General features: G+C 61.4%; 13 protein-coding genes. 10 read left to right on the top strand and 3 right to left on the bottom strand.

Features of this window, described 5'->3' with window-relative positions; translation table 11 throughout:
• Window positions 1–119 precede the first annotated feature (119 nt).
• The 4 genes from Q1A75_RS12645 to Q1A75_RS12630 are packed head-to-tail and all read left to right on the top strand — an operon-like array spanning window position 120 to window position 3,099.
• Window positions 120–491, top strand: coding sequence for a helix-turn-helix domain-containing protein (locus Q1A75_RS12645; protein ID WP_299554089.1), 372 nt, complete (start codon window positions 120–122; stop codon window positions 489–491).
• A gap of 57 nt (window positions 492–548) precedes the next feature.
• On the top strand, window positions 549–1,343 hold the full coding sequence (gene hisN / locus Q1A75_RS12640; RefSeq protein WP_299554086.1) for a histidinol-phosphatase: 795 nt from the start codon (window positions 549–551) through the stop codon (window positions 1,341–1,343).
• Window positions 1,340–2,680, top strand: coding sequence for an 8-oxoguanine deaminase (locus Q1A75_RS12635; RefSeq protein ID WP_299554083.1), 1,341 nt, complete (start codon window positions 1,340–1,342; stop codon window positions 2,678–2,680). Before hisN ends, Q1A75_RS12635 begins: the two co-directional genes overlap by 4 nt.
• Entirely contained in the window at window positions 2,677–3,099 is a 423-nt protein-coding gene (locus Q1A75_RS12630) for a CAP domain-containing protein (protein WP_299554078.1), read from the top strand. The genes Q1A75_RS12635 and Q1A75_RS12630 overlap by 4 nt, the downstream gene beginning before the upstream one ends.
• On the opposite strand, the gene guaD is transcribed toward Q1A75_RS12630, so the two are convergent.
• Window positions 3,096–4,382 (bottom strand): guanine deaminase, encoded by a 1,287-nt coding sequence (gene guaD, locus Q1A75_RS12625; RefSeq protein ID WP_299554075.1) that lies wholly within the window; start codon window positions 4,380–4,382, stop codon window positions 3,096–3,098. The two genes, Q1A75_RS12630 and guaD, sit on opposite strands and share 4 nt — an antisense overlap.
• Window positions 4,383–4,496: 114 nt before the next feature.
• Here guaD and mgtE point away from each other — a divergent pair, with 114 nt between their 5' ends.
• The 6 genes from mgtE (at window position 4,497) to Q1A75_RS12595 (ending at window position 10,718) form a co-directional block, all read left to right on the top strand.
• Complete coding sequence (mgtE, locus tag Q1A75_RS12620; protein ID WP_299554072.1) at window positions 4,497–5,891, top strand: magnesium transporter; 1,395 nt, start codon at window positions 4,497–4,499, stop codon at window positions 5,889–5,891.
• 64 nt (window positions 5,892–5,955) lie between these two features.
• Window positions 5,956–6,534 carry a 5-formyltetrahydrofolate cyclo-ligase gene (locus Q1A75_RS12615; protein WP_299554069.1) on the top strand — a complete coding sequence of 193 codons (579 nt, stop codon included), beginning with the start codon at window positions 5,956–5,958 and terminating at the stop codon, window positions 6,532–6,534.
• Window positions 6,535–6,627: 93 nt separating this feature from the next.
• Window positions 6,628–7,437: a TIGR00282 family metallophosphoesterase gene (locus tag Q1A75_RS12610; RefSeq protein WP_299554066.1), complete on the top strand. Its 810-nt coding sequence runs from the start codon at window positions 6,628–6,630 to the stop codon at window positions 7,435–7,437.
• Window positions 7,434–8,360, top strand: coding sequence for a DMT family transporter (locus Q1A75_RS12605; RefSeq protein WP_299554063.1), 927 nt, complete (start codon window positions 7,434–7,436; stop codon window positions 8,358–8,360). Before Q1A75_RS12610 ends, Q1A75_RS12605 begins: the two co-directional genes overlap by 4 nt.
• A 26-nt stretch (window positions 8,361–8,386) precedes the next feature.
• Window positions 8,387–10,165 (top strand): SLC13 family permease, encoded by a 1,779-nt coding sequence (locus Q1A75_RS12600; RefSeq protein WP_299554060.1) that lies wholly within the window; start codon window positions 8,387–8,389, stop codon window positions 10,163–10,165.
• Between the two features lie 61 nt (window positions 10,166–10,226).
• Complete coding sequence (locus Q1A75_RS12595) at window positions 10,227–10,718, top strand: hypothetical protein (RefSeq protein WP_299554058.1); 492 nt, start codon at window positions 10,227–10,229, stop codon at window positions 10,716–10,718.
• Here the strand turns inward: Q1A75_RS12595 and Q1A75_RS12590 are convergent.
• Window positions 10,707–12,365, bottom strand: coding sequence for an FAD-binding dehydrogenase (locus tag Q1A75_RS12590; RefSeq protein ID WP_299554055.1), 1,659 nt, complete (start codon window positions 12,363–12,365; stop codon window positions 10,707–10,709). The two genes, Q1A75_RS12595 and Q1A75_RS12590, sit on opposite strands and share 12 nt — an antisense overlap.
• Before the next feature lie 11 nt (window positions 12,366–12,376).
• The gene (locus Q1A75_RS12585; protein WP_299554053.1) at window positions 12,377–13,234 is read right to left on the bottom strand and encodes a bile acid:sodium symporter family protein; all 858 of its coding nucleotides are present in this window, start codon (window positions 13,232–13,234) and stop codon (window positions 12,377–12,379) included.
• Between the last annotated feature and the right edge of the window lie 69 nt (window positions 13,235–13,303).

Raw genomic sequence — 13,303 nt, 5'->3', positions numbered from 1 at the left:
GATGTCATCTCGTCTCATGCCCCAACATGACACTCCGAACCGACAATGGGAATCCTATGTCAGACGGGGAACACTAGCGCCTCAGGCGCTCACAGTACAGTTACAGGGTTGGGAACACCATGGCACATTTGGTTGACGTTCATGTCGGCAAGCGTATCCGACAGCGCAGGTGGCTTATCGGGATGACCCAGCAAAAGCTGGCTGACATGGTCGGTATCAAGTTTCAGCAAATCCAGAAGTACGAGACCGGTGCAAATCGCGTGAGTGCGTCCCGCCTTTGGGATATTGGAGAAGCGATGGGTGTGCCCGCGGCCTTCTTCTTTGAAGGGCTTAAGGAAGATGCAAGCCAGTCCGCTCCGACGGGCAACGTGCCAGCTGACATGCTCAGCGACAAGGAAGCGATGGAATTGGTGCGGACATACTATGCCATTCCCGAAACGCAACGCCGCCGTCTATTCGAATTGGCGCGGGTCTTGAGCGACGTCGCCTGATCCCTTGATCTGCAGTCTGGACTTGCGTCACGGGTGCCACTCTGGCACCCGATTGGCATGAGCAGTCTTATTTCTGACCTGACCCATGTGGCGCATGCCATGGCTGACGCGGCCCGCGCAGCTATTCTGCCGCACTTTCGCGCCCCCGACCTGGATGACGAGAACAAGGCGTCTGACGGATACGACCCGGTGACCATTGCGGACCGGGCAGCCGAACAGGTGATGCGCGCGGTGTTGGCAGCCATGCGCCCGGACGATGCAATTCTGGGCGAAGAGTTTGGCGCACAATCAGGGACGAGTGGGCTGACTTGGGTGTTGGACCCGATCGACGGCACACGCGGTTTCGTGTCTGGTACACCCACATGGGGTGTCCTGATCGCGGTCGGCGGTGCCGATGGGCCTATGCTCGGCATGATCGATCAGCCCTATATTCAGGAGCGGTTCTGGGGCGCGGAAGGCAGTGCATGGATGCGCGGCCCGTTGGGTGAGCACACCCTTGCAACACGCAAGCCGCGCCCATTGGCCGACGCGGTGCTGTTCACGACCTTTCCCGAAGTGGGCACCGCAGCCGAGCGTGCCGGCTTCGAAGCGGTGGCGTACCATGTCAAATTGGTGCGCTATGGGATGGATTGCTACGCTTATGCCCTCCTGGCGGCCGGTCAGATCGATCTGGTGATCGAGGCGGGGCTGAACAGCTATGATATTCAGGCCCCCATTGGTCTTATTGAGGCGGCAGGGGGGATCGTCACGGATTGGTCTGGTCAGCCTGTGCATGATGGCGGGCGCGTCGTTGCGGCGTCCCATCCTGATATCCACCGCGCGGCGCTGGACATTCTTGCGGGGCATCTGTGACGGCCACCCTGATCCGGCGCGCGGCCTATGCCGTGACGATGGATGACGACCGTCGCGTTCTGCGCGATGTCGATGTGTTGCTGCAGGACGGGCAGGTGGCCGGGATCGGGCATGGGCTGGAGGCGGCCGCAGAGGTTGTGGACGGTTCGGGTTGCGTAGTGACACCGGGGTTGGTCAATACGCACCACCACCTTTACCAGACGCTGACGCGCGCTGTGCCGCAGGCGCAGGACGCGCTTCTGTTCGGTTGGTTGCAGGTCCTCTATCCCATATGGGCGCGCTTCACACCTGACCACATGTTCACGTCGGCGCAGATCGGGTTGGCCGAATTGGCGCTGTCCGGCTGCACGTTGTCGTCCGATCATTTGTACCTTTACCCCAATGGGGTCCGGCTCGAAGACACAATCGCGGCGGCTCAGGAGGTCGGGTTGCGTTTTCATCCCACACGCGGCGCCATGAGCATTGGTGAGAGTGCCGGTGGGTTGCCGCCGGATATGCTCGTCGAGGATGAAGCCGCGATACTGGACGATATGGTGCGGGTGATCGACAGCTTTCACGACTCCGCGCCGGGGTCCATGTGCCGGGTGGGCGTGGCGCCGTGTTCGCCTTTCTCGGTCAGTCGCGAGTTGATGCGCGATGCGGCGCTGTTGGCGCGTGACAAGGGCGTGATGATGCACACCCATCTGGCCGAGAATGACGAGGATATCGCCTATTCTCTCGCACAATTTGGGTGTCGACCCGGGCAGTATGCTGAGGATCTGGGCTGGGTTGGGCCTGATGTATGGCATGCCCATTGCGTGAAGTTGGATGCGGAAGAGGTTGACCTGTTTGCCCGGACGGGCACCGGGGTTGCGCATTGCCCCTGTTCGAACTGTCGCCTCGGCTCTGGCATTGCGCCATTGCGGGCCATGCGCGACGCGGGCGTGCCCGTGGGTCTGGGTGTTGATGGATCGGCCAGCAACGATGCGGGCAATCTGGTGGCTGAGGCGCGGCAGGCGATGTTGTTGCAACGGGTGGCACAGGGTGCGGATGCGATGAGCGCGCAGGAGGCACTGGAGATTGCGACGCGGGGCGGGGCCGACATTCTGGGACGGCCTGAGTGCGGGCGGCTGCAGGTTGGGTGTCGCGCGGACGTGGCCATCTGGGATGTCAGCGGGATCGAAGCAGCGGGCAGTTGGGACCCGGCGGCTTTGCTGCTGGCCGGGCCAACGACGGTGCGTGATCTGTTTGTTGAAGGGCGACAGGTTGTGCGGGATGGTCAGATGACGACGATTGATCTGTCACAGGTCATCGCGCGGCAGAATGAGATGGCCCGAAACCTGAGCGCCACCTTATGAAACATGTTTTGCTGTTCATTGCCCTGATCCTGATGGCTGCCGCCGCAGCTGCCGATCCGACAGCGCTGGCCGCCATCAACGCCGAGCGTGACGCCCAAAACCGCGCGCCACTTATCTATGACAGCACGCTTGAGGCCGCGGCCCGTGCACATGCACAAGACATGGCGACCGCTGGTTTCTTTGCGCATACAGGTTCGGATGGATCAGACATTGGTCAGCGGTTGGATCGTGTCGGCTATCGCTATTGCTTTGGCGCGGAGAACATTGCTGCGGGTCAATGCAGTTTGGCCGAGGTGATGACGTCATGGATGGGGTCACGCGGGCACCGGCGCAACATCCTGCATCGCAAAGCGCAGGCAGTCGGCCTGGCCCGCGGACCGGGCAACCTGTGGGTTATGGTGCTGGCAGCGCCCTGCTAGCTGCGGCGCGTGCCGCCCACCCAGACATCCGCGATAGCGCGGTCATCGCCCATCATGAGCGTCGGGAACACTGCGTCCCAAATGCTCTCGGCCCGTGTATGACGCTGCGCAATGGCTGGGGTTGAGGCGAGGTCGAGGATACACAGGTCACCTGCCAGTCCGGGGGAGATACTGCCAATCTCGTCCGTGCGGTGCAGCACGCGGGCCGATCCTGCTGTCGCCAGCCACAGAAGCTGTGCAGCATGCACGGCGGTGCCGCGCAACTGTGCGATCTCATATGCAGCGGCCATGGACCGCAGCATTGAGAAGGATGAACCACCGCCTGTGTCCGTCGCGAGGCCCGTGCGCACGCCGCCAGAGGCAAGGCCCATGAGATCGAACAGGCCTGAGCCGATAAAGGTGTTGGACGTCGGGCAATGGACGAGGCCTGCCCCCACCTCGCGCAGTCGGTCGGTCTCACGCGTCTCAAGATGGATCGCGTGACCGTAGAGGCCACGTTCGCCCAAAAGCCCGTGCTGTTCGTAGGTATCGAGGTAGTCGCGCGCCTGCGGGTAGAGGCCACGAACCCATTCGATCTCGTCCACCTGTTCGCTCAGATGGGTTTGCATCAACGCGTCGGGGTTTTCGGCCCACAAGGCGCCGAGGGCTGCCAGCTGATCCTCAGTCGAGGTGGGAGAGAAGCGCGGTGTGATCGCATAGCGGGCGCGGCTCTGGCCATGCCATTTCTGCAGCAATGCCTTGCTGTCGTCATAGGCCGCTTGTGCCGTATCCCGCAGTCCGTCCGGGGCATTGCGGTCCATGCAGGTCTTGCCCGCGACCACGGCCATATTGCGCGCGGCGGCAGCGGTGAACAGGGCGTCGACGCTTTCGGGGTGGATCGTGCAGAAGCTCGCGACCGATGTTGTACCGTGATCAAGCAGCAGGTCCAGATAGCGATCCGCTGTTTCATTGGCATAGGTGGCGTCGCCAAACCGCATTTCTTCGGGGAACGTATAGGTGTTCAGCCAATCGATCAGGCGCTTGCCCCATGATGCGATGATGGCCGTTTGTGGATAGTGCGCGTGGGCGTCGATGAAACCGGGGCAGATCAGGTGACCGGGATAGTCATGGCGTGTTGCCTGTGCGCCTTGCGTCAGTGCCGCGCTGCCAATGGCGGCAATCTTGTCACCTTCAATCAGGACGGCGCTGTCTTCGAGAACGTGGACGGCTTCATGCCATGGTCGGATGAACGGGTCGCCGTCAAAGGTCAGCACATGGCCGGTCAAAAGATATGCATCTGTCATGGCTGCCTTATGCCGGGGGCGTGCTGAGGGCGCAAAGCGAAATCCGGGCCATTGTCAGCACAAGGGCCGCGCCCTATGGTCGCCCACGACGCGACGGAAAGGGAGACGCACGCCATGTCAGATCAGACCGACGTGATCGATCCCACGACCGACGAGAACGCCTATGTCCTTGAACGCAAGGATGTTTCTGCGATCCTATATGCCGTTGATATCGAGGACCGCAACCAGCTGACCAAGTTGATGGAGCCGCTGCACGCAGCGGACATCGCCGACCTTCTGGAGCAGATCAACGCCTTTGACCGGTCGCGCCTGATCCGGCTGTATGACCGCGAGTTCGATGGCGACATCTTATGCGAACTGGACGAGTCGATCCGGGAAGAGGTGATCGCCGTCCTGAGGCCCACCGTTCTTGCGGATGCCGTGCGCGATCTGGACAGTGATGACGTGGTTGACCTGATCGAAGATCTGGACGACGCGCAGCAGGAACAAATTCTGGATGTGCTGGAAGACACGGACCGGGCGCTGGTCGAACAGTCGCTCGCTTTTCCCGAATACTCCGCCGGCCGCCTCATGCAGCGCGAGGTTGTCATGGCGCCCGAGCATTGGACCGTGGGCGAGGCCATCGATCGGTTGCGCAGTGCGAACGAAGAGGAATTGCCCAAGCAGTTCTATCACATCGTGCTGATTGACCCGCGCCTACATCCGGTGGGCAATGTGACCCTCGGCAAGTTGATGCGGTCGCGTCGGGAGGTGCCACTGGCCGATCTGGTCGAAGACTCCTTTCAGGTGATCCCGGCCAGTCAGGATGAAAGCGACGTGGCTTATGCTTTTAACCAGTATCACTTGATCTCGGCCCCGGTTGTCGATGACGAGGGGCGGCTGGTTGGTTTGATCACGATCGACGATGCGATGGCCGTGCTGGATGAAGAGCACGAGGAGGACATCCTGCGGCTGGCGGGTGTGGGTGAGGAATCCGCCTTGTCGGACCGGGTGCGCGAGACCACGAAACGGCGCATCCCTTGGTTGGCCGTGAACCTTGTCACGTCGATCCTTGCGTCGATGGTCATCGCCCAGTTCGAGATGGCGATTGCCCAGATCGTAGCGCTGGCAGTGTTGATGCCGATTGTGGCTTCCATGGGTGGGAATGCGGGCACGCAATCGCTGACGGTGGCGGTGCGGGCCATTGCCACAAAGGACTTGACCGGCGCGAACGTGTGGCGCGTGATCCGACGCGAGGTGCTGGTGGGGTTGATCAACGGCGCTGTTTTTGCCGTTGTGATGGGGATTGTCGGGGTGATCTGGTTCGGCTCACCTGCGCTGGGCTATGTGATTGCAGCGGCCATGGTGGTGAACATGGTGGTGGCGGGTCTGGCCGGAACCGGCATTCCGATCGTCCTGGACCGCGTGGGTATCGATCCGGCGTTGGCATCGGGTGCGTTCGTGACCACCGTGACGGACGTGGTCGGGTTCTTTGCCTTCCTTGGGCTTGCTGCCTTGGTGTTGTTGTGACGGGGTCGGACGCTGTTTGCCTGCGGCAAAGACGCTCCGCCCGCCGTCCCGAAGGAGGCCCTTCATGTCGTTGAGCGAGGACAAGGCCTTGATCCGGAAACAGGCTTTTGCTGTGCGCAAGGCGGCCTTTGATCTGGATGCCGGGGGGGCGTCGGGCCTGTTATCATCCGTGTTGGCGGGGTATCGTGGAGTGCCTGTGTCCGGTTACATGCCGATCCGGTCCGAGATTGACCCGCTGCCCGCGATGGCGGAGGCGGCTGCGCATGGATCAGTGGCTGTGCCGGTTATTCGGGGCGCGGGACTGCCGTTGGTGTTTTCACGATGGACGCCGGGTTGTGCCATGACGGAGGGGCCGTTCGGGGCACAGATCCCTGCGGTCGAAGACATGTTTGAGCCTGAGATTGTCATTGTGCCTTTGGTGGCCTTTACCCGTGCTGGCGGGCGGTTGGGATATGGCGGCGGGTTCTATGATCGCACACTTGAAGGGTTGCGCGCGACGCGGGCAACCCTTGCTATCGGTTTCGCCTATGGTGCGCAGGAAATGGCAAACTTGCCATTGGAGCCTACGGACCAAATGCTCGACATGATCGTGACGGAGACGGAAGTGATTGAGGTGGAGAGGGGGCCAGCCCCCCGGCGCTGACGCGCCGCCCCCCGGGATTTTTTGGAAACAGGGAATGGGACAGGTGGTGTCTTTGGACTTGCCGTTCTGCCATATGGAGGCATATGGGGCCGTATGAATTTGCTTTTCTTGGGTGACGTCATGGGCCGGGCTGGCCGACAGGCGATCACCGACCATCTGCCGCGCTTGCGCACCGACTGGAACCTCGATTTTGTCGTGGTGAACGGAGAGAACGCGACCTCTGGCATGGGCCTATCCGGTGCGCATGCCAAGGTGCTGCTTGAGGCCGGGGCGGATTGCGTGACCCTGGGCGATCATGCCTTTGACCAGAAGGACATGTTGCGGTTCATCGAGGAAGAGCCGCGCATCATCCGACCCCTCAACTTCTCCAAGGCGGCACCGGGCAAGGGCGCGCGCCTGTTCACGGCGCGGAACGGAAAGAAGGTGCTGGTGGCGCAGGCCCTGGGCCAGGTGTTCATGAAGCGCCCCTTTGATGATCCTTTTTCAGCGCTCGAGACCGTTTTCCGCACCCATCCGCTGGGCGGGCAGGCAGACGCGATCATCGTGGATTTCCATTGCGAGGCAACGTCCGAGAAAATGGCGATGGGCCATTGGTGCGACGGGCGGGCGAGCCTGATGGTCGGCACCCATACGCATGTGCCCACCGCCGATGCCATGATCCTGTCCAAGGGCTGCGCCTATCTGACTGATGCGGGCATGTGTGGCGATTACAATTCGGTCATTGGCATGCAACGCGACGAGCCGCTGCGCCGTTTCATCACTGGCATGCCCAAGGAACGGTTTCAGCCTGCGCTGGGTCCGGCGACCCTGTCGGGTGTGTATGTCGAAACCGGGAATGATGGCCGGGCTACGCGCATCGAAATGGTGCGCGAGGGTGGTTTGCTGCAAACCAGCGGTCCATGACACGCGAAGCTGCGCTGGGCTTTACCGCCGTCCTGATCCTGTTAGGGGCAGGGTGGGGCCTGACCATGCCGCTGACCAAGATCGCGGTGAGCACCGGTTATCAGCATTTTGGCCTCTTGTTCTGGCAATTGGCGATTGGCGTCGTGGTCATGACGATGCTGGGGTTGCTGCGTGGTGTGCGGCTGCCGTGGGGCCGCGCGCATCTTCGCGTCTATCTTGTCATTGCTCTCATTGGATCCGTGTTGCCGAACTCGGCCAGCTACCAGGCTGCGGTGCACCTGCCATCGGGTATCATGTCGATCCTGCTGTCGATGATTCCGATCTGGGCCTTTCCCATCGCGCTGACCCTTGGCTTGGATCGGTTTGAATGGCGGCGTTTTGCCGGATTGTTGATCGGTTTGACAGCTGTGCTTGCGATCGTGCTGCCCAACGCCGCGATGACCGGTGCGATCCCTGTCATTTGGGTGGGAGTAGGGCTGATCGCAGGTCTGTTTTACGCGTTCGAGGGCAACTATGTCGCGCGCTGGGGCACTGCGGGCCTCGACGCCATACAGGTTTTGTGGGGTGCGTCTATTGTCGGTGCCATCATCGCCTTGCCGCTGGCCCTGTTCAGCGGGCAGTGGATTGATCCGCGCGCACCCTTTGCAGCCCCAGACGTCGCGCTTGTCATCAGTGCGACGACGCATGTGCTGGTCTACGCCGGATATGTCTGGCTGGTGGGGCGCGCCGGACCCGTCTTTGCCGTTCAGGTGAGCTTTCTCGTGACGCTTTTCGGCGTGTTCTGGGCGTGCTTGATCCTTGGCGAAGCCTATGCCCCGACAGTGTGGCGCGCGCTCGCTTTGATGATGGCGGGCATGTTTCTGGTCCAACCAAGTCGCGCACGGGTTGCAGAGGCCGGTCCCTTGGGGGACAGTGCGCGCTGACATGCGCATGAACAGGGGCCGTGCCTATGGGGCTGATCGAGCTTTCGCAAACAGGCAATGCCATCCTGACACTGGTGGTCGTCGGCGTGATGTTCGTGCTGTTTCTGCGCGAAGTCTTTCCGACCGAGGTGGTTGCCATTGGCGGGGCGTCCCTGATGCTGGCAACGGGCGCGCTCCCCTACGATGACGCCCTTGCAGTGCTGTCGAACCCCGCACCTTGGACCATTGCGTCCATGTTCATCATCATGGGTGCGCTTGTGCGCACGGGTGCGCTTGATGCTTTTACGGGGCTTGCCGATCGGAAGGCCCGCACCAACCCGGCGATTGCCGTCGTCCTGTTGATGGCCTTTGTGATCCTCAGTTCGGCCATCGTGTCGAACACGCCTGTTGTGGTGGTCATGATCCCGGTGATTATTCAACTGGCCAAGACCATGGGGCTGAGGCCGTCGAAGATGCTAATTCCGCTCAGCTATGCAGCGATATTGGGCGGTACGCTTACCCTGATCGGGACCTCGACCAACCTGCTGGTGGACGGTGTTGCGCGGACCCAGGGCATGGAACCCTTTACCATCTTCGAAGTGACCCCACTGGGCATCATCCTTGTGATCTGGGGGATGATTTATTTACGCTTTTTCGGACCAATGCTGCTGCCGGATCGGGACAGCATGGCGGGGCTGCTGAGTGACCGCAGCCGCATGAAGTTCTTTACCGAGGCGGTGATCCCGCCGGACTCCAATCTTGTGGGGCGCGAGGTCACTGGCGTGCAGCTCTTCAAGCGTGACGGGGTGCGTCTGGTTGATGTGATCCGTAGGGACGAATCCTTGCGTCGCAACATGCAGGGGGTGGAGTTGCAGGTCGGAGATCGCGTGGTTCTGCGGACGCAGATGACCGAGCTTCTGAGTCTGCAACGCAACAAGGAACTCAAGCGCATTGATCAGGTTGGTGCGGTCGAAACAACAACGGTTGAGGTGCTGATTACCCCCGGCTGCAGAATGGTGGGTCGGTCGTTGGGGGCATTGCGTTTGCGCCGTCGCTACGGGGTCTATCCCTTGGCCGTTCATCGCCGGAACCAGAACATCGGGCGGCAGCTGGATGAATTGGTGGTCAAAGTGGGCGACACGCTGTTGCTGGAAGGGGCGCCCGAAGACATTCAGCGTCTGGCGGCAGACATGGACATGGTGGATGTCTCCAAACCCTCGCAGCGCGAGTTTCGGCGGAGCCATGCGCCCATCGCGCTGCTGGCCTTGCTGGGTATCGTCGTGCTTGCCGCGTTTGGTGTCGCTCCGATCCTGATGTTGTCCGTGTTGGCCGTGGCCGTGGTTTTGATCACCCGTTGTATTGACGCGGACGAGGCATTTTCCTTTGTCGATGGCCGCTTGCTGGCGCTGATATTTTCAATGCTTGCGATTGGGGCTGCGTTGGAAGCGACCGGTGCTGTGTCCTTGATCGTGGATGCCATTGCGCCGGGGTTGATGGTCTTGCCACCGTTTCTGATTGTTTGGGCGGTGTATTTACTGACATCGGTTCTGACAGAACTGGTCAGTAACAATGCTGTGGCCGTTGTGGTGACACCCATCGCCATAGGTTTGGCCTCGGCCCTTGGGATCGACGCGCGACCGTTGGTCGTGGCGGTGATGGTTGCGGCATCCGCGTCGTTCGCCACACCCATTGGCTACCAGACAAACATGCTGGTCTACGGACCCGGCGGCTACAAATTCACGGATTTCATGCGTGTGGGAATACCGCTGAACCTGAGCGTCGGGCTTTTGGCTTCAGCCGTCATCCCCTTTATCTGGCCGCTGTAATGGCAAGAGACCGTTAACAAAGCGGTGCTATGCCAATGGGCAGTCAACCCAAGCATACGCCATGTCCGATCTTCGACGCGCCTCACATCTCATCACACCCGCTTACGAGGACAACGGCTTGTTCCGATCGCCCGTGCGACGGATCACCGTGGGGCTTGTGCCGCAGATCCATCGCAACAATCGTCAGGATCTGGTGGTGCGTGGGTTTGTACGGGACGGGGCGGCTATTCAGGTGCTATTTGCCGGGCGGCGCACCAAACAGGCCCAGGGGCTTGAGGCGCGGCTTAAGTCGATGCTGTTTCAGGCGCGCTCCAAGACCGCTGGCTGGCGCGACGAAAGCACCGACACCATTCAGCTGCCCCTGCGGATCGAAGGGGTCTGGCGATCACGCTTTTCGCGCGACGCGTGGGGCTGCGAAACGCGCTATTTCCAACTGATTGCCGCCCGCTGGGCCATGTTTGATGACGCTGGCGTTGCGCATCTCTTTGGCGAAGCGCCGGTGCATTTACACCCCGCGCACAGGGCAAGGGTTGGTGGGCCGTCAGGCGATTGACTGCGACCTACCGGCGTTGCGACCCGAGAAAATGCAACCGCCAAGGAACGTGCCTTCAAGTGCGTTGTAGCCGTGATAGCCGCCACCGCCAAAGCCCGCCACTTCACCCGCAGCGAACAGGCCTGGCACGGGCTGCCCATCGGCCCCGATCATCTGGCTTTCGAGCGTTGTATGCAGCCCACCCAGCGTCTTGCGCGTCAGAACGTGCAGTTTGACGGCGATCAGGGGACCATTGGCCGGATCAAGGAACTTGTGTGGTTTGGCGGTGCGTAGCAGACGGTCGCCGCGATAGTTCCGCGCCGCATGGATCGCCATCATTTGCGCGTCCTTGGAAAACGGGTTGTCGATCTGCGCATCCCGCGCCTCGATCTGGCCGCGCAGTTTTGCTTCGTCGATCAGGTTGCCGCCCGCGACTTGGTTCATACCGCGCACAAGGGTGCCAAGGTCATTGGCGACAACGAAATCCTCGCCGCGTTCCTTGAACGCCTCGACCTGAGCGGTCGCGTTCTTGCCGGACAGCACGCGTTGCTTGATCACCTCCGACCATTTCTTGGACGTCAGGTCCGGGTTCTGTTCGGACCCTGACAGCGCGAACTCTTTCTTGATGATTTTCTGGGTCAGCACGAACCAGCTGTAGTCGTAGCCTGTCGCCAGAATATCGCGCAGGGTCGACATGCTGTCGAAACCGGGCAGGGCAGGGGGTGCGAACCGGTTGCCTTCCGCGTCAAACCACATCGATGAGGGACCGGGTAGAATGCGGATGCCGTGGCTGGGCCAGATCGGATCCCAGTTCTTGACCCCTTCGGTGTAATGCCACATGCGGTCGCCGTTGATGACATGCCCACCTGCGTTCTCGGAAATGCCGATCATGCGGCCGTCCACGTGGGCGGGGACTCCGGCTACCATGTCTTCGGGCGCGGGTCCCAAACGGTCGGTGGGCCACACTTTCCGCACCATGTCGAAATTGCCGCCAATCCCACCCGAAGTGACAATGACCGAGGGTGCGCACAGGGCAAACTCGCCCACCGTATCTCGGTTGGTTTTCTGCCCGCGCTCCGCACCGTCTTCGGCCAGAACTGTGCCGCTCACGCCCTTGGCTGCGCCATTTTCCATGTCGATCCGGTCGACTTGGTGGCGGAAATTGAACTGGATCAGGCCTGCTTTCTCATGCTCTTCGCAACGACGCACGAAGTGTTCGATGATGCCGGGGCCGGTGCCCCACGTGATGTGAAAGCGGGGGACCGAGTTGCCATGTCCGTCGGCGTAGCTGCCGCCCCGTTCGGCCCAGCCCACAATTGGAAACCAGCGCAGGCCCATGGAATGCAGCCAGGGCCGCATCTCTCCGGCCGCAAAGTCGATATAGGCCTCGGCCCATTTGCGGGGCATTGCGTCTTCGTCCCGGTCGAACTGCGCGCTGCCCATCCAGTCGTTCAAGGCCAGTTCGCGGCTGTCGCGGATGCCCATGCGCCGTTGTTCGGGCGTGTCGACCATAAAGAGACCACCGAGGGACCAGAACGCCTGACCACCCAGAAAGCTGCGGGGTTCCTGATCCACGATGATGACCCGCTTGCCCCGGTCGCCCAGCTCGGCAGCGGCGGCCAAACCGGCAAGGCCCGATCCCACGACAATGGCGTCTGCCTGATCCATTGGTCTCTCCCTTAGCGGCTGCGGAACCACGCCACGAACGGCGCAGCGACGATGTACATTGTGATCCCATACACGGCGGAGGGCAAAGCCATGGCGCTGAACCCTTCGGACTGGCCAGAGATCAGGGCGGCTAGAGTGATCCCCAGCGTGGCGTTCTGGATACCTGTTTCAATCGAGATGGTCTTGGACTGGCCCCACGGCAAGGCGCCTGCGCGCGCCAGGACAAGACCCAAGGCCAACAGGAGGGCGTTCAGGATGATCAGGGCCGGGCCCAACGTGCCGAGGTTATCGACGAACAGCTGCCAGTTGCCTGCGAGGGCAGCGAGGACGATGACAACAAACAAGACGGTTGCGATCCGGGTCAGCAGCGGTTCGATGCGCGTGGCAAAGCTGGTGGCGAAGTGGCGGATGAGAACCCCAATCAGAACCGGCAGGGTTGTGATCAGGAACATGGCAATGGCCAGCGACGTGACGGACACGTCGGGCGCAGCGTCACCCATGAAGTGCACGACGGACCATGCTGCCAGCACAGGTACGGTGATGATGCTGAGCAGGCTGATCACGGCGGTCAGAGATACCGACAGGGCGACATCCCCCTTGGCCAGGCGCGAGATCATGTTTGACGTCACCCCGCCGGGGCAGAAACTCAGCAGCATGAATCCCACAGCAATTTCGGGGGCCAGGCCAAAGGCGCGGACGGTGATATAGGTCACCACGGGCAATAGAATGACCTGCGCCACCGCACCGATTGTAAAGGCTTTTGGGGTGCGCAACACACGTCCAAAGTCGCCAAAGGTCAGGCCGATGCCGAGGCTCAGCATGATGATGGCGAGCGACAGTGGCAGCACCACGTTAATCAATATGTCCATAGTCTTTCTCCCTGCGGGACACGTTAGACGCGTGCGTCCGCAGCGTGCAACGTTGACCCTTGGTCAGCC

It is taken from the genome of uncultured Tateyamaria sp., from assembly GCF_947504105.1.
Lineage (GTDB): Bacteria > Pseudomonadota > Alphaproteobacteria > Rhodobacterales > Rhodobacteraceae > Tateyamaria.
The sequence above is the reverse complement of the archived record's forward strand: the minus strand, read 5'-3'. Positions and strand labels throughout refer to the sequence as shown.

Coding starts and splice junctions, on each gene's coding strand:
- Q1A75_RS12585 (WP_299554053.1), bottom strand. CDS start 13,234: ATGGACATATTGATTAACGTGGTGCTGCCACTGTCGCTCGCCATCATC.
- Q1A75_RS12630 (WP_299554078.1), top strand. CDS start 2,677: ATGAAACATGTTTTGCTGTTCATTGCCCTGATCCTGATGGCTGCCGCC.
- Q1A75_RS12605 (WP_299554063.1), top strand. CDS start 7,434: ATGACACGCGAAGCTGCGCTGGGCTTTACCGCCGTCCTGATCCTGTTA.
- mgtE (WP_299554072.1), top strand. CDS start 4,497: ATGTCAGATCAGACCGACGTGATCGATCCCACGACCGACGAGAACGCC.
- Q1A75_RS12590 (WP_299554055.1), bottom strand. CDS start 12,365: ATGGATCAGGCAGACGCCATTGTCGTGGGATCGGGCCTTGCCGGTTTG.
- Q1A75_RS12600 (WP_299554060.1), top strand. CDS start 8,387: ATGGGGCTGATCGAGCTTTCGCAAACAGGCAATGCCATCCTGACACTG.
- Q1A75_RS12645 (WP_299554089.1), top strand. CDS start 120: ATGGCACATTTGGTTGACGTTCATGTCGGCAAGCGTATCCGACAGCGC.
- Q1A75_RS12610 (WP_299554066.1), top strand. CDS start 6,628: ATGAATTTGCTTTTCTTGGGTGACGTCATGGGCCGGGCTGGCCGACAG.
- guaD (WP_299554075.1), bottom strand. CDS start 4,382: ATGACAGATGCATATCTTTTGACCGGCCATGTGCTGACCTTTGACGGC.
- Q1A75_RS12595 (WP_299554058.1), top strand. CDS start 10,227: ATGTCCGATCTTCGACGCGCCTCACATCTCATCACACCCGCTTACGAG.
- hisN (WP_299554086.1), top strand. CDS start 549: ATGAGCAGTCTTATTTCTGACCTGACCCATGTGGCGCATGCCATGGCT.
- Q1A75_RS12615 (WP_299554069.1), top strand. CDS start 5,956: ATGTCGTTGAGCGAGGACAAGGCCTTGATCCGGAAACAGGCTTTTGCT.